This is a genomic window from Prauserella sp. PE36 (assembly GCF_003311655.1).
In the GTDB taxonomy this organism is placed as follows: Bacteria; Actinomycetota; Actinomycetes; order Mycobacteriales; family Pseudonocardiaceae; genus Prauserella_A; species Prauserella_A endophytica.
Map to the genome: position 1 here is coordinate 26,002 of NZ_QEQT01000071.1, position 20,112 is coordinate 46,113.

12 protein-coding genes, 1 tRNA gene and 1 pseudogene are annotated in these 20,112 nt (G+C 68.1%); 6 read left to right on the forward strand and 8 right to left on the reverse strand.

Annotated elements, in window-relative coordinates; genetic code table 11:
• The first annotated feature begins 1,188 nt into the window (after positions 1–1,188).
• Together DI005_RS19045 and DI005_RS19050 are read left to right on the forward strand one after the other, a co-directional pair.
• Positions 1,189–2,634: an amidohydrolase family protein gene (locus tag DI005_RS19045; protein WP_113642992.1), complete on the forward strand. Its 1,446-nt coding sequence runs from the start codon at positions 1,189–1,191 to the stop codon at positions 2,632–2,634.
• A 109-nt stretch (positions 2,635–2,743) separates the two neighbouring features.
• On the forward strand, positions 2,744–3,145 hold the full coding sequence (locus DI005_RS19050) for a hypothetical protein (RefSeq protein ID WP_113642993.1): 402 nt from the start codon (positions 2,744–2,746) through the stop codon (positions 3,143–3,145).
• Between the two features lie 316 nt (positions 3,146–3,461).
• Here DI005_RS19050 and DI005_RS39020 read toward each other — a convergent pair.
• Positions 3,462–3,701 (reverse strand): annotated as a pseudogene (locus DI005_RS39020) (IS481 family transposase); the annotation flags it as partial.
• A 799-nt stretch (positions 3,702–4,500) separates the two neighbouring features.
• Here DI005_RS39020 and DI005_RS19055 point away from each other — a divergent pair.
• A complete protein-coding gene (locus tag DI005_RS19055) occupies positions 4,501–5,799 on the forward strand; it encodes an FAD-binding oxidoreductase (RefSeq protein WP_113642994.1) in 1,299 nt (432 codons plus the stop codon).
• A 120-nt stretch (positions 5,800–5,919) separates the two neighbouring features.
• Here DI005_RS19055 and DI005_RS19060 read toward each other — a convergent pair whose 3' ends face one another.
• From DI005_RS19060 to DI005_RS19070, 3 genes are all read right to left on the reverse strand, one after another.
• Positions 5,920–7,200 carry a CdaR family transcriptional regulator gene (locus DI005_RS19060; RefSeq protein ID WP_113642995.1) on the reverse strand — a complete coding sequence of 427 codons (1,281 nt, stop codon included), beginning with the start codon at positions 7,198–7,200 and terminating at the stop codon, positions 5,920–5,922.
• A 779-nt stretch (positions 7,201–7,979) separates the two neighbouring features.
• Positions 7,980–9,668: a DUF885 family protein gene (locus DI005_RS19065; RefSeq protein ID WP_113642996.1), complete on the reverse strand. Its 1,689-nt coding sequence runs from the start codon at positions 9,666–9,668 to the stop codon at positions 7,980–7,982.
• A gap of 33 nt (positions 9,669–9,701) precedes the next feature.
• The gene (locus DI005_RS19070; RefSeq protein ID WP_113642997.1) at positions 9,702–11,114 is read right to left on the reverse strand and encodes an MFS transporter; all 1,413 of its coding nucleotides are present in this window, start codon (positions 11,112–11,114) and stop codon (positions 9,702–9,704) included.
• Positions 11,115–11,639: 525 nt separating this feature from the next.
• Here DI005_RS19070 and DI005_RS19075 point away from each other — a divergent pair.
• Positions 11,640–12,836, forward strand: a complete 1,197-nt coding sequence (locus DI005_RS19075) for a recombinase family protein (RefSeq protein ID WP_233520202.1) — start codon at positions 11,640–11,642, stop codon at positions 12,834–12,836.
• On the opposite strand, the gene DI005_RS19080 is transcribed toward DI005_RS19075, so the two are convergent.
• Positions 12,815–12,901, reverse strand: a tRNA-Leu gene (locus tag DI005_RS19080). The two genes, DI005_RS19075 and DI005_RS19080, sit on opposite strands and share 22 nt — an antisense overlap.
• 100 nt (positions 12,902–13,001) lie before the next feature.
• On the opposite strand from DI005_RS19080, the gene DI005_RS19085 reads away from it, so the two are divergent.
• Positions 13,002–14,324, forward strand: a complete 1,323-nt coding sequence (locus DI005_RS19085) for a M20/M25/M40 family metallo-hydrolase (protein WP_113642998.1) — start codon at positions 13,002–13,004, stop codon at positions 14,322–14,324.
• 54 nt (positions 14,325–14,378) lie between these two features.
• A complete protein-coding gene (locus DI005_RS19090) occupies positions 14,379–17,519 on the forward strand; it encodes an AAA family ATPase (RefSeq protein WP_112274192.1) in 3,141 nt (1,046 codons plus the stop codon).
• Positions 17,520–17,569: 50 nt separating this feature from the next.
• Here DI005_RS19090 and DI005_RS19095 read toward each other — a convergent pair whose 3' ends face one another.
• The 3 genes from DI005_RS19095 to DI005_RS19105 are packed head-to-tail and all read right to left on the reverse strand — an operon-like array spanning position 17,570 to position 20,026.
• Positions 17,570–18,427 (reverse strand): ABC transporter permease, encoded by an 858-nt coding sequence (locus tag DI005_RS19095; RefSeq protein ID WP_112274194.1) that lies wholly within the window; start codon positions 18,425–18,427, stop codon positions 17,570–17,572.
• Complete coding sequence (locus DI005_RS19100) at positions 18,424–19,422, reverse strand: ATP-binding cassette domain-containing protein (protein ID WP_112274196.1); 999 nt, start codon at positions 19,420–19,422, stop codon at positions 18,424–18,426. The genes DI005_RS19095 and DI005_RS19100 overlap by 4 nt, the downstream gene beginning before the upstream one ends.
• 19 nt (positions 19,423–19,441) lie before the next feature.
• Positions 19,442–20,026, reverse strand: a complete 585-nt coding sequence (locus DI005_RS19105; RefSeq protein ID WP_112274198.1) for an NADPH-dependent FMN reductase — start codon at positions 20,024–20,026, stop codon at positions 19,442–19,444.
• Between the last annotated feature and the right edge of the window lie 86 nt (positions 20,027–20,112).

The following is a 20,112-nucleotide window of genomic DNA, read 5'->3' on the forward strand; positions in this document are numbered from 1 at the left end:
AAGGATCCGTCAGACGCGATCGCGACCGAGGCCTTCGGGAGGTACATGCTTTGGCGGCCGCGACGGCCTTGATCGAGAAATACGCTACCCCGTAGGTTGTTCGAGTCCGCCGTCGACGATGGAGTTGGACATGGCTTCTGGACAGGGCAGGGCGCCGCGTCGTCGCGGGCCTGTTCGCGGCCTCAGTCGTGGGTAGGTGGTGTGGGCGGCCCTGGACGAGTTCCGGTGGAGGCCGCCGACGAGAAGACCCTGCCGAAGACCGGCGTCCGGTACGGACGGGTGGACCTACCTTGCATCGACGATGCTCGGCTACATGCCAGCGACAGCTGTCAACTGGACGTCCTTCACAACGCGACAGCTGTCGCTCGCCCATCGGCACGCGCAAGGCATAGATTCGGCCGAAACCACCTCTCACCTCCGGGAGATCGATGAGGCAGGAGCACACGACGCCAAGCTCGACCTTGCTGCCCAGCACGCCCAGGCGCTGGTGTGGGAGCAGCATTGTTGCCTTCCGCTCGACCCAGGCTGGTGATCGCCGCAGCGCTGCTCGGACTCGGCATCGGACTCGGGTTCTCCCGGACGAAATGTCGTCGTGAGCGCCGTGCCGGTGCAGCGCGGTCTACAGCCCTGACGTGGCGGAGGCCGGCAGACTCGAGCGGCAAGCCCGATCGTGCTGGCTGGATCATGAGGAAGAGGAGTTGACATGAGGTTCTCCCCGCCGCAACGGGTCGTGGTGGTCGGAGCGGGCGCCGTGGGGCTCCGTTCCCTGCCGCCCATAGGGGGCGCCCATCCGAAATCGACCATGAAGGAGTCAGCGATGTCGCAAGGATCCGGCAGCCAACAACCGTCGGTGATCGAGGATCTCGCTGATCTCGCGTCAGTTCGACCCCGTCGCCATTTCGGGCAGCCCGATTTCCTCGAATCGATTCGGCTCTCCCGAACACCCTCGATTTCGAGCCGAGCAGCGGTCGCTGACGGCCACATCGACAATCTTCGAGCATCCCACCACGTTCCGGCTACGTCTGTACGTAGCCGATCTGGACTTGCGGTCATACCATGAACCTTCATCGCTAGAGGCGATCCGCTCCACGAGATCTGGAAAGCGCGGCCATCACCCCCGCCGCGTCGAACGTTGAACTCGACGTGCTGCACCCGACAGGGGACGCAGCCGACCCATGAGGGAAGACAATGTCACTCCTGATTACCGGTGCTACCATCATCGACGGTGTTTCCGACAAAGGAATCGACGGTCGGGCTATCCTGACGAATAATGGCCGTATAGTGGCGGTCGGCCAACCTGACGAGCTTCCGGTACCGGCAGACGCCGAAACCGTCGATTTCAGCGGGAAGTTCATCATTCCCGGGCTGATGAACGCCAATGTGCATCTCCTCATCAACATCTTCCTCGAAACGCTCGTTCGCTATGAAGGGCGTTACGAGGATCTGATTGTCGAGGCCGCCCAGGTTGCTCTGAAAGGCGGAATGACGACAGTTTTCGACACTTGGGGCCCGCGGCGTGCGCTCACGACAGTTCGCGAAAAGATCGACCGAGGTGAGATCGCTGGCAGCCGTATTCGCTGCGCCGGCAACATAGTCGGACTCGACGGTCCGTTCTCCGGGGATTTCGATAGGAGAATACCCGGGATTGGGAGCTCTCATTTCGTCGACCGAGTGAACGCGACATGGGTCGAAAATACTGGTCGGCATTTGATGTGGATGACCCCCGAAGGGGTTGGCAAAGAGGTGCGCCGGTACATTGAGCGCGGTATAGATTTCGTCAAGTACGCGGCGAACGAACATGGTGCGACCGCGGCCGGCGCCTTCATCCAATTTTCGGAGCGCACACAACGCGTCATCGTCGAAGAAGCCCATCGCGCCGGGTTGACCGCACAATCGCACGTTTCATCGGTTGAGGGTTTGAGACTGTCGATCGAGGCAGGCTGCGATCTCGTACAGCATTGCAACATGACGGGGCCTACCGAGATCCCGGACGAGACCCTTGAACTATTTGCACGAGAAAACTGCGGCGCCGTCGTCTTCCCATTAACAAATAATGGCCTGGAAACCCTGAAGGCATCGATTTCGGACATGGAATGGACGATGTGGAAGGCCGCTGATACGAATACTCGTAATCTCATCAACTCGGGCGCGAAGATCCTCCTCGCCAACGACGGTGGCATTTTCGCTCCGGAAGTCCTACAGGAACCGATGATCAAAGACACCTGGAACGGCTTGCCCGAAGAAGAAGCCCTGGGACGACTGGCAACAGGTCATTTCGTCTGGCTGAGAGCCATGGAAGAAAAAGGCATGTCACCGATGGAGTTGCTGCATGCGGCGACTCGCAACGTCGCCCAGGCGTATAAGGTCGACGACGATCTCGGAACACTCGAAGCGGGCAAGATCGCTGACATGGTGGTCCTCGACGAGGACCCGCTACAAGGCGCGAAGAGCTACCAAAGCATCCACGCCGTCATAAAGGACGGTGCACTGGTAGATCTCGACGCGCTCCCGGAGCAGCCGCTGTTGACTGCGGAGCTTCCAGCTCCGCTTGAGGAAGAGGTTCACTACCAACGATTTCTCCATCATGGTCCGCGCTTGCCGGGTTGCCCGTCCTCCATGCACGGAACGCACTGACATGTGCGCCCGCCACGCCCGCGAACGGGCGAGGTTTCAACGACGGGCGGCGCCTCAGCGTGAGGCGGCGGCGATAATCGACGCCCACCCCTGAGGAGGACTAGCGAGCATGCAGATCCCAGAATTCATGTCCCCCGACCACGTCGCGCAGATGAACCGACTTCTCGCCGACTCGGTAGCAGTGAAGAAGGCAGCCGCGGCCTTCGGCGGTACGCACTCGCTGACGTACCGCCTCGACGGGGCGCCGAGCGGCGTGGAGTACTGGACCTTCGAGATCTCCCCAACGGGAGCACGGTTCCGGCTGGGACCCCCGGCGACCACTCCGGATGCCACGGTGAGCGTCGACTGGACCACGATGATGCGCTCGGCCCGAGCCGAGCGGGAGGGTCGCGAGGTGCCCGCGCCCGACGCACAGGTGTCGGGGGACGCCGCGATGATGGCCAGGCTGCAGGAGGTGGTCGAAATCGCACGAACGATCGCCACTGTGGACAGCCGCATCCCCGAGGTCTGAAACGTCCTCGTCCCTGGTCGAGCATCTTCTGCCGACCCATGCTGCCCACCTTGGCACGCACGCAAGTTTGCCGCCCGCCTTCACGCGGACGCAGGCCGGAACACGCCGGCGCAACCCAGCGTCTGGGAGCACGCCACGACGCTGCGAACAGCAGGAGCCCTCCCTCGCGGGTGACAACGAATGGCCGGCGTTTGTCATGTACGAGCTCGACATGGCACGAGCTGAGCCCCAGCGCAGACCGATGCTGATGGGGCCCAGGATTGGCATATCCGTGACTTACCACCGTCCGCCCATAACCGTCGCGGCCCGCTCAGCAGGCGAGCCCGGAGCGGACCTGCACCCGGTGCACCGTGGATGGGTTCAACCCCCGGAAGAACGCCGTCCGCGCCGGGCCCCACCGGCGCAGTACCCGGACTTTGGTGCGGGCCCGGCGCTGCGCGGTGGAGACCGGGACTGGAAGCGCTCGGTGCTCAGCGCAGTGGCCAGCCTTCCCTACCGCACACCGGGCCGGACGCAGTCTGGCGGTCGGGTTCAGCAGGGCGTTACGGCGGGACAAGAGGGCCTCCCGGGCGTCGGTTGCGGAGTGGTGGTCCACGCCGAACCCGGAGGCCCTCGGTCACGCCACGATCGTCCCTTCACGAGTCCCTCGCGTTCGCAAACCCTTCAGGGCAGTACGGCTAGTCCCAGATCGGCTGATCGCTTTGGATGTCTTGCGGCGGACTTTGAGCGTGCTTGGTAGCCCGTTGAGTCTTCGCCGTTGGTGCAGCAGTCTGATGACGCGCGGGACCCCGTCGAATCCGGCGACGTGCATGGCGAGGCGTTGACGAACGAACTTCTCCCCCATCGTCGTGCTGGGCTCGGAGTCGGCTCCCTTCACGGCGCGACCTCACGCGGCTCGGCGCGGTGGCCTGGTTCGGCCTCCAGCTGCCGCGCGGACGGCTGATCTCGGCGATGCGCTGTTCGGCGAGGTGGTCGGCCGTCCGAGCCGGTGGGATCTCGCGGTCGGTCGCCATGGCGAGGATGCGCTGGCAGGTGTCGAAGATCTTTTCCGCGCGGGCGCGGGCGCGCCGTTCGTCGAAAACCGGCGATCTCCGAGGGCGACTTCGCAGAGCTCGCCCATCCGGCACCGACACGGCAGGGCCCATGGGCCACGCTCCGTCCGGCTGTCTGACCGCAGTCGCTGCAGATCAGATACAGCGCTACCGCAGGGTCGGTCCACGTCTTCGACGGATGACGTCGTTTGGCCAAGAGAGGTCCGACAAACGCTTGATGCTGCGCGGCTCCATGCGTCTCGACAATGGGTGTCATCGTGCGTCGTCCGCGTCGCGCATTCTGTAACGCGAGGGAGTGGGTCTATGGCCACGGATGTCGTCGTGATCGGGTCGGGGGTCGTGGGTGCCTCGATCGCGCTGGAACTTGCTCGGCGCGGCTGGCGGGTGACGGTCGTCGACAAGGCCGGAGGAGCGGGACATGGCTCCACGGGCGCGTCGAGCGCGGTGGTGCGGTTCAACTTTTCCACCTTGGCCAGCGTCTCCGCGGCGTGGGAGGCGCACTTCGCTTGGCGGTCATGGGCGGAGCACCTTGGCAGCGATGTCGGGGACCTTGCCCGGTTCGAGCGGTGCGGGTTGGCGATGCTGGATGTCCCGGCCGCACCGCGGTCGATGTACCTGCCACTGTTCAAGGAGGTCGGCGTTCCGTTCGAGGAGTGGTCGAGTGCGGATCTGGGGGAACGGATACCTGGTATCGATGTCGGCCGTTACTGGCCACCAAAGCGCATTGACGACGATCGGTTTTGGACCGCGGCCGAGGCCACGTTGGGCGCGGTGTACACGCCCGACGCGGGTTTCGTGAGCGATCCCGCGCTGGCAGCGCAGAATCTGGCCGTTGCCGCGAAAGCGTATGGTGCCGAGTTCCGATTCCGCGCCACCGTGCACAGGGTCGAGCGGGCCAACGGCCGGGTAACGGCGGTGATGTGTGCCGACGGCAGCAGGATCCCGTGTGGCGTCGTTGTCAACGCCGCGGGGCCGTGGTCGTCGCGGATCAACAAGCTCGCCGGCGTGGGCGCGGATTTCACGGTGGCTTGCCGGCCATTGCGTCAGGAGGTCGCGCATGTGGCGGCTCCTGCGGGTTACCGCAGCGGTGATGGGGTCGGGATTTCTATCGCGGACATGGACCTGGGGACGTACCTGCGCGGCGAGGTCGGCGGGGGCCTGCTGGTCGGCGGTACGGAACCGGAGTGTGATCCCCTGCAGTGGGTGGATGACCCGGATGCGGTCACCATGCATCCGACGATGCCGGTGTTCCAGGCACAGGTCACACGCGCCGCGCGACGACTGCCGGAGTTGGAGATACCCAACCGCGCCCGCGGGGTCGTGGGCGTCTATGACGTCGCCGACGACTGGACCCCCATTTACGACCGTACGGAACTAGGAGGGTTCTACGTTGCCATGGGCACCAGCGGCAACCAGTTCAAGAACGCGCCAGTCGTCGGCAAGTTCCTCACGACGATCATCGAGCAGACCGAGAACGGTGTAGACCATGATGAACGACCGGCGCGGTTCGTCGGCGAGCACACCGGACTGGAGATCGACCTGTCCGCGTTCTCCCGCAAACGCCCCTACAACGCGGAGAACTCAGGCACGGTCCTCGGCTGAGAACGATTATCGATGACTGGACCTCGGGCATTCCGAGAACCGTCGCGGAATGTGTCGCGCCCGGCGGTGTTTTCGTGCACGAGAAACGCTCCAACTCCTGCCGGAGGTTGACACCCGGTATCAGGACACCGAGCGCATTCTTGCCGGCTTGTCTTCGGTCAAAGTCAGTGTTGTCTCGTTGCGGTGGGCAGCGGCGAGGGCGCGCAGCTTCAGTCCCAGGTGCAGGGTCAGCCGGTCGTCTCCCCGGCTCAGCTCACAGCCGGTGAGCTGTTCGATTCGTTTGAGCCGGTGGTACAGCGTCGCGCGGTGGACATTCAGGTTCCGTGCAGTACGGGCGACATCGCCGGCGTTGTCGAGGAATGCCTCCAGAGTGGCAACGAGCCCACGATGGCCGTCTTCTTTGTCCAGGGTGACCAGCGCGGGCACCTGCGCGGCCGCGAGCAGGTCTTCGGTAGGCATCCTCAGCAACAGCTGGTAGGGGCCGAGTGCGCCCCACCGGGCGACCGGTCCGATCGAGGGCACGAGCTGTGCCGCACGCACCGCAAGAAAGGCCTGGCGGTAGGACTCGACAATGTTCTCGACGCGGTGGGCGAGGCCTCCGATGCCCAGCACGAGCTGGACGCCGTCCTGGGTGAGCCGGTCGAACCGCGCGGTGAGTCTGCTGCAGATCGTGTCCAGCTCCCGGCGAGACGGCGGCTGGGGCTGGGCGAGCATCAACCATGCTCGGGACTTGTTGGTGGCCATCAGGGCGCAGGCGGGGGCTGCCGAGCGCTGCGACATCCAGCTCTGCGCATCTTCGACGGCGGCTTCCATGGCTACGGTCTGCGGGGCAGCGATGCCATCTGGCCCCTGGTGCTGCATGCCGAGAACCTGGAAGTACATGCCGGTGGTCGGGAACAGTTGCTCGGCCCGAAGGTCGTCCACGGCCTGGGAGCGGATGGCACGATCGGTGGCCACGAGTTCCCGCAGGATCGCCTCATGCCGTGCCCTGCTGCGTTCGTGCACGATGAGCTGTCGATACAGAACCACACCGGCGCGTTCGGCCGCTTCCCGGGCAATGTCTTGGTCCCGATCGCCGAGTGTGGAGTCGGGGTCGATGAGCCACAGGTAGCCCAGTAGCAACCCGGCGCAGCGGATCGGGATGCACAGCCGCGGCAAGGTGCCCTCCAGGGGCACGATCACCCGGCCCGGCGTTGTCCACTGCGCAATGCCTTGCGCGAGGATCTGCTCGCACAGCTGCGGGGCGACCGAGCGGTTGAGCACCGACGACACTCGCGATGCGTCCTCGTCACCGAAATGGCGACTCGCGGCCAGCAACCGGATGTTCGGGTCATCGATCGCCACGGACCGCTGCAGCCGCTCGGCCAGGTTGTCGACGATGTCCTGCAGGTCATCTGCCATCGCACACACCTCCCGTGGTAGGGGCGTGGATCAACTATGCATCAGCACCCCCCGAATTGCGAGCGACAGATGTCGCGTCCTCCCTCCTGCCGTGCGACAGATGATGCGCACGGCGGCCCGAAGACATCGCCACACTTCGAGGTGCGATGGCCGGGTATCGGGAGTTCGGCAAGGACTTGGATCATCCTGGCGTGTGCCGCCGGCGCATCCGATCAGGGCGTGGCCCCCAGCCAGCGCCAGCCCATCAGCGGACGCGCAACGGACCCGCCCGGCACACAGAGCTATCCAGCCCGCCACCGTGGTAGTCGCTCCGGCGGCCCGATCGACGCGCCGGTGCAGACATACCTGACCGATTTCAAGCTCGCGAATCCCGACCGGTCCGCGGCAGTGACCGTTCGGCTGCCGCTGAAACCACTCATCCGGCCTGCCCGGCGGCTACCTGCCGGACGTGCTCGAGCAGCCGACGCAAGAACTCACCACCCTGCCGGTCACGGGAATCCCCGGCGAACCGGGCGTGCACGCCTCGGTGCCTCACATGTCGAGTGCCAGACGTAGCGAGATTCATTCGCCGCCGCTTGTACCTCCATTGGTCGTTGTAGGTGTCAGCAAGTTCGGCCACGTGCCTCGCCGCCATGCGTCCATTCGGAAAAGCTCTTCAACAGTGCCTGCGAGTCGCGCGTCGTCCTTGCGAGGAACTCATTGATGTAATCGCCCGCACGACCGCACTCGAAGGGCCCTTCGGCCCGCAAGCTGGCGTGCCGCTGGTCGGACAAGCATTCTCAGGTGGTCCGCTCCGCCACGAAGCTCGCCACGTTCTCGGCGACGGCGGTGAGCGGGAGGGCGCCGGCGCCGAGAACGATCTCGTGGAAGTCGCGGACGTCGAACGCGGGCCCGAGCGCCTCCGCCGCGCGGCTGCGCAGCTCCCAGAACTTGAGGAAGCCGAGGCGGTAGCCGAGCGCCTGACCGGGCATGTCGGTCGAGTAGCGCAGCGTTTCGGTACGGATCTGCCCCGGCGACTCCATGGTCGTCGACGCCATGTACCTGGCCGCCTCCTCGAGGGACCAGCCGAGCGCGTTGAGCCCGGTGTCGACGACGAGCCGTTGCGCGGTGAAACGCTGGTGGACGTAGTGGCCGTAGCGATCCCATGGGTCGGTGTAGAGGCCCATCTCCGTCCCGAGCGACGCGGCGTACTCGGCCCAGCCCTCCGTGTAGGCACCGAGCAGCTCGGGGGCGAACACGCCGCGGACCGGGTGCAGCGAGGCGTCTTCCTCCTGGCGGGCGAGGTGGAAATGGTGGCCGGGGACGAGTTCGTGATAGATCAGGGTCGCCGCGTCGATCTGGGACCTGGTGTCGAGGCCGGACCCGTTATAGCGGTAACGGCCGGCGGGGTTTGTCGGGCCTGGCTGCTCGTAGTAGCCGTAGGACAGCCCGGCTTCGAGCTCGGGATCGAGGCGTTCGACCTCGTAGCCTGCCTCGGGTAGTACCGAGAACCAGCCCCCGACCAGTGGCTCGATGGCGGCGATGTGCCGCCGGTAGGTCGCGGCGACGTCGTCGGCGCCGCGTGCGTGGAACCGCTCGTCCGCTTCGAGCACTCTCCGGTACGCGGCTTCGTCGCCGTCGAAACCCACCTCCGCGCGGAGCTTCGCCATCTGCTCGGTCAGCTCGGCGACCTGGGCGAGCCCGAGCTCGTGCACCTCCTCCGGCGAGATGTCGAACGAGGCATATTGACGCACCAGTTCCCGGTACGCCCGCTCGCCTCCGGGGTACTGGCCGAGCCCGACCCCGCCGGCCGCGGTGTCACGCCCCGTGCCGTCGAGGTAGCGCAGGAGCGAGTCGACCGCCGGCAGTATGTCGTTCTCCTCAACCCGCCGCAGCCCGTCCTGCAGCCTGCCCCGCAGGGCCGGTGACAGGGGTTCGAGGCGGGAGTCGTCGAGGGTGAGCCACCGTCGCATCGCGACGCGCATACCCTCGACCGTGGACACGAACCCCGGCAACGCCGCGCGCGGTATCCCCCAGCCACGCTCGGCCTGCGCGCGAAGCTTCGCTTCCGCCACGCGTACCCGTCGCGCGAGGTCTGCGGCAAGGGCATGGAAACGCTCGACGTCGGCCGTCGAGTCGGCGAAGGTGATCACGTCGAACACCTGCGGCGCCGTGTGGCTGAACTCGAACATCTGGTAGGGCGCCACCGGGAAGTGCCACCACCATGACTCGTCGGCGCGCGTCCAGTCGTCGGCGACGAAGCGGAGCAGAGCGGCTGTATTCCGCTCGTCCTGCTCGAGCGCGGCAACGTCGATCCCGATGAGCGCCTCGCGCACGGACCGGCCCACCGCGACTCTTTCTTCCGCCTCCTCGTGCGACCCGCACGGCAGTCGCTCGACGGGTTGCCCGTTGCGCAGTGCATAGTGCGGCTCGGTACGCAGGACGTGGTCCCACACGCGGTCGGCGAGGCTTCGGATGGTCAACGCCATGATCGGCTCCTTTGTCGGTCAACTGCACACGGGTCAGCGTGAACTGGTCAGTCGGGCGGGAAGCCCGAACGACACCGCCGCCACGAGGGCACCCACGGCGCTCGCTCCGAGGAACGCCCAGGTGATGGCGTTCCAGCTCGGCAGCTGCATACCCGGCGTCAACTCGAGGGCCATGACGGTGGCGGCCAGCTGAGCACCGACCGCCTGGCCCACCGCACGCAGCACGTAGGCGACCCCGGAGACGCTCGCGACGCGGTCCGCGGGAAGCGTGAGCGCGATGATGTTGACGCCCTGGGTGAGGCCGAGGCCCACCGCCACGCCGACCAGGCCAGCGCCGACGGCCAGCACGACAGCATCGGACCGGCCGGCCAACATGACCAGCCCCGCGGCGAGAAACAGCACCCCGGCGAGCACCATGACCATGCGCGACCCCACCAGCCTCTCCAATCGGCCGGCCAGCGGGGAGACGATCGCACCGAGCACGCCTAGCGGGAACATGATGAGCCCGGTGACGACCGGGGTCGAGCCCAGCCCGTACCCGGTCGCTGCCGGTGCCGCCACGATCGTCGGGACAGCGATCATCAGCCCCACGGAGGCCACACCCGAGGCGAACGCGGTCAGCTGGACGATCGTCACCGTCCGGCCGCCCAGCCGCAGGTCGACAAGGGGTTCCACGACCCGCCGCTCGACGGCGACGAACACGGCCAGCGCGACGACGGCCACCGCTCCCAGGCCGAGCACGGGAGCCGACGTCCACCCGGTCGACGCGACGAACGTGACGCCCAGCAGGAGCGCCACCAGGCCGATGCCGAGCAGGACGGCACCTGTCCAGTCGACCCTGCCCCGCACTGCAGGCGGATAGGACGGCATCACGAGGACAGCGAGCACCATCAGTGGTACAAGCACGATCAGGGCGATCCAGTACAGCCACGGGTACGAGAGCACGGAGAGGATCGGCCCCGCCAGCAGCACACCACCCGCATTGGCGACGGCCATTCCACCGACGAGCAGGCCGTTGGTCCTCCGCAGCTTCTCGGGTGGCTCGGTGTCGCGGACGATGCCGATGGCCAGAGGCACGAGGCCGATCCCGACGCCTTGCAGGCCCTGGCCGACCGCGAACACCGCGACTGAGGAGGCCAGCCCTGCAAGCGCGATCCCCACACAGACGATCGCGAGGACGCCGAGGAAGACGACCCGCCGGTCGCGGACGTCGGCAAGCCTGCCGACGACCGGGGTAGCGACCCCGCCGGCGAGCGCCATCGCCGAGATGATCCACCCGGCTTGCGCCGGCGTCGCGCCAATCCCCTGCTGAATGAGCGACAATGCGGGCAGGATCATCGCCTCGAGCAGGCCGTAGACGAGCACACAGCCGATCAGCAACACGCTTACCGATCGTGCGCGGCCCTGCGCCACCGGCAGGCCGCTCACCACAGCCTCGTTGCTCATCGGACGGGCACCTCCGTCTCGAGCAGCCGCCTGAGCTCGAGGTCGACGATGCGCGCAGGAGCGGCGGTGGCGGGTGCTATGCGTGCGGACATAAGTACCTCCTGTTAGCGGCGAAGCCCGGGGCGCCAGTGCCGGCGACGTCGGAGCTGGTTAGCAGCTTGAGGTGCGGCGTCGTGGATGGGAACGGGACAAACGTCGAGCAGATCGGTGCCGCGGTCCGACAGTTGGTGCATGCGCCATCTGGCGCAGCGGCAGGCGAAGGTTCGTCGCGCATGTCCACGACCGTGGGCGAGGGCACCCGCTGCTGGTTCGGTGACCAGTTCTCCCTGATCGCGCCGAAGTTCGCGGCCTACGGGGTCGAGCTGTGGGTGCCGGAACTGGGCGGCAAGTTCAATCCGCGCAACCCGTCGCACAAGATGCTGATGAGAGTCCTCGGCGGCATGAGCGAGTCGGAACGCCAGCACGTCCAGGCACGGGTGCGGGCAGCGATGGACGCGCAGGTGATCAACGAGGGCAGATACCAGGGTGGCCGCCCGCCCTACGGGTATCAGCGTCGACGGTGGTCCGCATCCCAACCCACGAAAGGCTGCCGAGGGCTACCGGCTGCGGGTTCTCGCCATCGACGAGCCTGCCGCCGAGGTCGTTCGCCGGATCTTCGCCACCTACCTCGACGGCCAGGGCGACCGAGCGATTGCCAACGTCCTTAACCGCGACGGCATCCCGTGCCCATCCGCCCATCGGCGGGAGCAGAACCGGCACCGGCTCGCCGATGGCTGGCAGGCCAGCGCGGTCCGAGCGATCCTCGACAACCCGCGCTACACCGGCTACGCCTTCTTCGGCCGCTGGACCAAGCAGGAAGTCCTGCTGGACCCCGAGGACATCTCGGCCGGTCACGCCGTCCGGTTCCGGCGCTCCGAGCCCGACCGCATCGTGCGCTCGCGCAAGCCCGCGCACCCCGCGATCGTGTCGGTGGAGACCTTCACCGAAGCGGCCTTACGGCGACGGTCACGGGCTGCGGGAGGGCTCTCGGCAAGCAGGAAGCTGGAGCGCGGGCCAAAACGCCACATGAAGCACGTGTACGCGCTGCGCGGGCGCGTCCACTGCGGGTACTGCACCCGCCGGATGGAAGGCACGCCCCGGCAAGATCGGATCTACTACCGCTGCGCCGCGCGCACCCTGGTTCCGTCGTCACCCCTGCTGAGGGATCACCCGACGAACGTCTACCTGCCCGAGGCCGCTGTGCTGGAACCGCTCAACGAGTGGATCGGTGGCCTGTTCCACCGCGACAACCGCGACAGCACCGTCGCCGCACTGCTCGCCTCACAAGGCACCACCCAAGGACAGCAGCCGCGCGAGGCACTCCGGAAGCGCCTCGCCGACGCCGAGACACGACTACGGCGACTCACCGAGGCCATCGGCGCAGGCGCTGATCCGGCCGCGTTCGTGGAGGCGATCAACGAAGCGCAAGCCCAGCGCGAAGCAGCCCAAGCCGAACTACAGAATGCCCAACCTCCCGATGCGCTCAACGAGGCCGAGATCCACGCCATGATCGACTACCTCGGCGATGTCGGCCGGACGATCAACCGAGCCGAACCCGAAGACCTCCGGGCGCTCTACGAGTCACTGAACCTGGAGATGACGTACCTACACGAAGAAGACGCGATGTATGCGACCATCAGACCAGGCCGTAGGGATTGTGCTGGTGTCCGAGGGGGGACTTGAACCCCCACGCCCTTTACGGGCACTAGCACCTCAAGCTAGCGCGTCTGCCATTCCGCCACTCGGACTTGCTGGGGAATAGAGTAGCCCACGCCTTCCCGGCCTCGCATCGGGGGGCACCACACGGCGTCCCACCAGTCTCACCTGCACCAATGATAGGAATGTCAGGTGACCGAACCTAACCTGATCGACGCCGCCGCCGATGAGGCCGTGACGCTCACCAGCGAGCTCATCCGCATCGACACGACCAACACCGGCGACCCCACCACCCTTGTCGGCGAGCGGGCCGCTGCGGAGTTCGTCGCCGAGAAGCTTACCGAGGTCGGGCACGAGATCACCTACGTCGAGTCCGGCGGCAAGGACCGGCACAACGTGATCGCCCGCCTGGCCGGTGCCGATCCCAGCCGGGGCGCGCTGCTCGTCCACGGGCACCTCGACGTCGTGCCCGCAGACCCCTCCGAGTGGTCCGTCCACCCCTTCTCCGGCGCCATCCAGGACGGCTACGTGTGGGGCCGCGGCGCGGTCGACATGAAGGACATGGTCGGCATGACGCTCGCGCTGGCCAGGCACTACAAGCGGCACGACATCGTCCCGCCACGCGACATCATCTTCGCCTTCCTCGCCGACGAGGAGGCCGGCGGCAAGTTCGGCGCGCAGTGGCTGGTCGACAACCGGCCCGACCTCTTCGAGGGCGCCACCGAGGCCATCAGCGAGGTCGGTGGCTTCTCGATCACTCTCCGCGACAACGTGCGCGCCTACCTGATCGAAACCGCGGAGAAGGGCATCCGCTGGATGAAGCTGCGGGTGCGCGGCACCGCGGGCCACGGCTCGATGATCCACCGCGACAACGCCGTCACCAAGCTCTCCGAGGCCGTCGCCAGGCTCGGCAACCACCGTTTCCCGCTCGTGCTCACCGACTCGGTCCGCGAGTTCCTCGCCGGGGTCACCGAGATCACCGGCTGGGACTTCCCCGAGGACGACCTCGAGGGCGCCGTCGCCAAGCTCGGCAACATCTCGCGCATGATCGGTGCGACCCTGCGCGACACCGCCAACCCCACGATGCTCACGGCCGGCTACAAGTCCAACGTCATCCCCTCCACCGCCGAGGCCGCGGTCGACTGCCGGATCCTGCCCGGCAGGCTCGAGGCCTTCGACCGCGAGCTCGACGAGCTGCTCGGCCCCGACATCGAGAAGGAGTGGATGGAACTGCCGCCCGTCGAGACCACCTTCGACGGCGCGCTGGTGGACGCCATGACCGCCGCGGTGCTGGCCGAGGACCCTGGCGCCCGCACCCTGCCGTACATGCTCTCCGGCGGCACCGACGCGAAGTCGTTCCAGCGGCTCGGCATCCGCAACTTCGGGTTCGCTCCCCTGCGGCTGCCGGCCGACCTGGATTTCTCGGCCCTCTTCCACGGCGTCGACGAGCGGGTTCCGGTGGACGCGCTGCGCTTCGGCACGCGCGTGCTCGACCGGTTCTTCCGGGCCAGCTGACACCCGAATAAGAGCCGACAATCCGGGCTCGCAGTCGCTAGGGTCGGAAGCGCCATGCGAACCGAGAACCCCACGGGCGCGCTCATCGGCCGTGAGCACCCTGCCGGGCAGCTGCGCGCCGAGGTCGCCAGGGCCGCCGAGAGTCACGGCGGCCTCGTCCTGGTGACCGGTGAGGCCGGGATCGGCAAGACGACGCTGGTCACCAACGCGGCCGACGAGGCCCGCAGGCAGGGCGCGCTCGTGCTCGGCGGGTCGTGCTGGGACTCCGACAACGCGCCCGGCTACTGGCCGTGGGTGCAGGTCGTGCGCGGGTTGCGCCGAGGGACCACCACCGAGGAATGGGCACGGGTCGAGCAGGCGGCCGGTGACCGGCTCGGGATCCTGCTCGGCGAGTCCTCGCCCACCGAACAGGCCGACGCCTTCCAGCTCTACGACGCCGTCACCAGCGCGCTCGTCGCGGTGTCGCAGGAGCGGCCCGTGGTCGTGGTGCTCGACGACCTGCACTGGGCCGACCCGGCCTCGCTCAAGCTGCTGGAGTTCGCGGCCCAGCACACGTGGTTCGAACGCGTCCTGCTGGTCGGCACCTACCGCGATGTCGAGGTCGAGGCCGCAGACCACGCGCTCACCCCGCTCATCACCTCGCTGCTGAGCAGGGCGACCACGCTGACGCTGACCGGGCTGGAGCCCGCCGACGTCCGAGAGCTCATGGCCCGCACCATCGGCGGCGAGCCCGACGCCGACCTGGTCGCCGAGGTGCACCGGCGCACCGGCGGCAACCCGTTCTTCGTCGAACAGACCGCCCGGCTGTGGCACGGCAGCGGCACGATCACCGCCATCGCGCCGGGCGTGCGCGACGCCGTGCGCCGCAGGCTGTCGCTGCTGCCCGAGCCCGTGACCAGGCTGCTCACCGGTGCCGCCGTGCTCGGCAGGGAGTTCCACCGGCAGGTGCTGGCCGCGACGGTCTCCGCGCCGGTCCCTCAGGTCGACCGCCTGCTGGAACGCGCGACGGCGGCCCGCCTGGTGCTCTCGCGCGGCGGGGGCTCCTTCGCGTTCGCCCACGATCTGGTGCGCGAGACGCTCTACGACGCGCTCGACGAGACCGAACTGCGCGGCAGGCACGCCGCCGTCGTGCGCGCCCTCGACCGCTCCCCCTCGCTCGCCGAGCGGGTGTTCCCCGCCGACCTCGCCCGCCACGCCTACCTCGCGGGCGAGGAGATCGAGCGGGCCCACGCGGTACGGCTGGTGCTGGCCGCCGCGCGGCACGCCTCCAGCAGGCTGGCCTCCGAGGAGGCCGTCGGGCACTACCGGCGCGGACTCGAACTCGCGGGAGAGGAGGAGCCGCGGCTGCGGACCGTGCTCGCGCTCGAGCTGTTCCGCCAGCTCGACCACGACCACGACGCGGAGGGCGCACGCAGGGTGCTCGACGAGGCCAGGACGTTCGCCCTCGGCCGGGAGGATCCCACGCTCCTCGCGCGGGTGGCCCTCACCGCGTACCACGCCCATCGTGGGTCGGGGCGGGACCGCACGGGCGATCTGCTCGCCGAGGCCCATCGCGCGCTGATCGGCGATGGCAGGCCCGAGCAGCGCTCCCAGCAGCAGCTGGCCGCCGAGCTCACCTTCCGGCTCGAGAAGCTCGCCCGCGCTGACGGGGACGACGAGACGCTCGGGTTCACCCTGTGGTCGTTGCACGACACGATCTGGGGGCTCGGCAGCTCGAAGCAGCGTGTGGCGCTCACCGAGGAGCTCGCGAGCGTCGCGCGCCGCACCGGCGACCTGGAGACCGAGCAGTTCGCCACCTCGTTGCGCTGGGTCGCGCTGCTGGAGACGGGCGACCCGGCCTACCTGGACCAGCTCGACAAGTTCGTCGCGCTGACCGCCAGGGTCGGTGACACCCGCATGGGTATCGGCGCACTGATCGACCAGAGCCTGATCGCCGCGTTCACCGGGCGGTTCGCCGACGCGGAGGACCTCGCCGCCCGCGCGGACGGATCGTGGTCCGCCGCGCACGAGCAACTCTTTCCCATGAGCCACCACCAGCGCTGGCAGCTGCTCTACTTCAAGGGCGACCTGAAGGAACTGGACCGGCTGCACGAGACGATCGGCCCAGAGGACTACTCGCACGCGCCGCTCATCGCCGCCATCACCGCGCTGCGGAAAGGTGACCCGGGTCCCGCGCTGCGCCTGCTGGACGAGGGTCCCGGCGACGACGCGGAGGCACGCAGCATCGGGCCGCTCTGGCTGCGCCTGCGGGCACAGACGGCGGCCGTCACGCGCGACCCCGAGTTGTGCGAACGGTCGCGGGACGAGCTGACGCCGTTCGCGGGCCAGTACCTCGTCTCGATGTACGGCTTCGACCTGAGCGGCCCGGTGGACTACTGGATCGCCGCGGTCGACGCCGCCCAGCGGCGCTGGGACCGGGCGATCGAGGGCTTCACCGCGGCGTGGCGATCCGCCGACGCCATGCGCACCCGGGTGTGGTCGATCGAGGCGAGGGCAGGGCTCGTGGAGGCGCTGCTCGGCCGGGGCGCACCAGGCGACGCCGACCGCGCCGCCGCGCTGCGGGGCGAGCTCGAACGCGAGGCCGGAGAACTCGGGATCACGCTCGCGACCCCGGTATCCACACTGGAGGTAAGGGAGAACAAGCCCTCTGGCGAGTTCCGGTTCACCGGCGAGGTGTGGTCGCTCGGCCTCGACGGGCACACCGTGCACCTGCCCGACGCCAAGGGTTTGCGCGACCTGCACCACCTGATCAGCAGGCCCGGCACGGACGTCTCCGCAGTGGAGCTGCTCAACCCCGACGGCGGGGAGGTGGTGATCGCCGCGAAACGCCTTGGCGGCGACGACATTCTCGACGACGAGGCCAGGGCGAGCTACCGGCGCAGGCTCGCCGTGCTCGACGAGGAGATCGACAGCGCCGCCGCCCGCGGCGACGACCGCAGGGCGGTGGAGTTCGACCGCGAACGGGCGGCGCTGCTGAACGAGCTGCGTGCGGCCGCGGGACTCGCGGGGCGCCAGCGCCGCCTCGGCGACGAGGCGGAGCGGGCCCGCAAGGCCGTGACCGCACGCATTCGCGACACCCTGCGCAAGCTCGACGATCGCCACCCCCAGCTCGCCGCGCATCTGCGGGCGACCGTCTCCACCGGCGCCAGCTGCCGCTACGACCCGGCGGCCGAGGCGATCTCCTGGCGGCTTTAGGGATCGTCAGACACGCGATCCCCAGGGAGCCGCCAGGAGACCCCCCGACGTCATTTCCTGTTGTACAGCCGCATCGTCAGCGTGCCGAAGATCGCGAGGATCACGCCGCCGGAGATCAGCGTCCACAGGATCTCGCCGCCGTCGGGCGTACCCGCCATCAGCGAGCGCACCGCCGCCACGAGGTGGGCGATCGGGTTGACGTCCACGAAGGCCTGCAGCCAGCCCGGCATCGTCTCCGGGTTGACGAACACATTGGACAGGAACGTCATCGGGAAGAGCACGAGCATGCTCACGCCCATCACCGACTTCTCGCTCTTGAGGAACAGGCCGAACATCGTCCAGATCCACGAGAACGCGAACGAGAACGCCACGAGCAGCGCAACACCGAGCAGCACACCGGTCAGCCCGCCCTCGGGACGGAAACCGAGGATGAGGCCCAGCGTCAGGATCACCGTCGAACCGATCAGGTACCGGCAGACGTCGCCGAGCAGCGCACCGACCAAAGCGGACGGTCGCCAGATCGGCAGGGTGCGGAAGCGGTCGAAGACACCCTTCTCGATGTCGGTGTTCACGCCGACGCCGGTGTACATCGTGATCATGACGATGCTCATCACCAGGATGCCCGGCAGCAGGAACTGCAGGTACTCACCCGTCGACCCGGCGAGCGCGCCGCCGAACAGGTAGGTGAACATCAGTGTCATCATGATCGGGAACGCGGTGACGTCGAACAGCTGGTCGGGCACGTGCTTGATCTTCAGCATCGCCCGCCAGCCGAACGTCACCGACGCCGACCACGCGCTCGGCCTCGGTGGCTGCTCGCCCGACGCGAGCACGGCGCCGAGGCCCTCGGCGGTCGGGACGTAGGCGACCGACGGCGCGGTCTCCTTCTCCGGGGTCGCGGTGGTCATGCCGCCACCTCCTCATCGGTCGGGTTGGCTGTGTGGTCGGTGAGGGCGAGGAACACCTCGTCGAGGCTCGGCTGGCCCAGGGAGAAGTCGTCGACGGTGATGCCGGCGGCGGCGAGCTCGTGCAGGGCGCGGGAGGCCTGCTCGGCCGCTCCCCTGCCCGACTCCTCGCCGGAGATGCGCGCCGTGAGCGCCACCGGCTCGGGTTCGAGCGTGACGTCGGTGCCGAGCGTGCGCACGAGCACCCGTTCGGCCTCCGGCCGCTGCGCCGCGTCGCGGAGGCGGACGTGCACCGAACCGGCGCCGACCGACGACTTCAGCTCACCGGGCGTGCCGTCGGCGATCACGCGACCCTGGTCGATCACCGCGATGCGGGACGCCAGCTGGTCGGCCTCGTCGAGGTACTGGGTGGTGAGCAGCACCGTCGTGCCCTGGGCGACGATGATCCGCACGATGTCCCACACCTGGTTGCGGCTGCGCGGATCGAGGCCCGTGGTGGGCTCGTCGAGGAACAGCAGCTCCGGCGTCTTGATGATGCTCGCTGCGATGTCGATGCGCCTGCGCATGCCGCCCGAGTAGTTCTTCACCTGCCGGTCCGCGGCCTCGGTGAGCCCGAACGCCTCCAGCAGCTCGGCCGCCCGCTTGCGCGCACCCGGTTTGCGGTGCCCGAGCAGCCTGCCCAGCAACACGAGGTTCTCGGTGCCGGTCAGGTCCTCGTCGATCGAGGCGTACTGCCCGGTGAGACTCACCTTGCCGCGCACCGCGTCGGCCTCGCGCACGATGTCGTGGCCGAACACGGTGGCCTCGCCCCCGTCCGGTCGCAGCAGCGTCGCCAGCATGCGGACCGCGGTCGTCTTGCCCGCGCCGTTCGGCCCGAGCACGCCGTACACCGTGCCGGCAGGCACCTCCAGGTCGATGCCGCGCACCGCCTTCGTCTTGCCGAAGGTCTTGATCAGCCCTGACGCCTGGATCGCCAGGTCTCCCCTGTGCTTACTCATCAACTTTCCTTTCTCCAAGTCAGGTGACGTACGGCCGCTCGGCGCGGGCGGCGCGCAGGGCCCGGCCCCACCAGACGAGCTGGTCGAGCATCGCGGTGACGGTGCGGGCGGTCTCGCCGTCGTCGGCGGGCCGCCCGGAGTCGTCGACGTCGTCGGCGAAGAGGTCGAAGCTCACGGTGTCGCGCATGGTGACGACGTGGAGCTCGATGAACACGCACCGCAGCTGTTCCACGGCGTAGAGCCCGGCGGAGCGGCAGCCGTAGGAGACAAACCCGGCGGGTTTGCCGTGCCACTCGTCGTAGGCGACGTCTATGGCCTGCTTGAGGGACGCCGGGAAGCTGCGGTTGTACTCGGGGGTCACGACCACGAAGGCGTCAGACTCCCCGATGCGCGCCGCGAGCCTGGCCATGTCGTCCGTCGTCTCGGCGGGCAACTGTGCGGGCAGCTCGAAGTCGGCGAGGTCGACGACGGCCACGTCCAGGTCCTCCCGTTCGCATGCCAGGCCGGCGAACCAGTGCGCGACGTTGTCGCCCACCCGCCCCTTGCGGGTGCTGCCGATGATCACCGCGACACGCAGTGCGGTCGTGTTCTCGCTCGCGGTCATCCGGCCTCCTCTCGCTCTCGACCTGGAGGCGCGAGATCGGGAGGGGCGGCCGCTAGACGCGATCTAGCGGGGATACGGTGCAACTG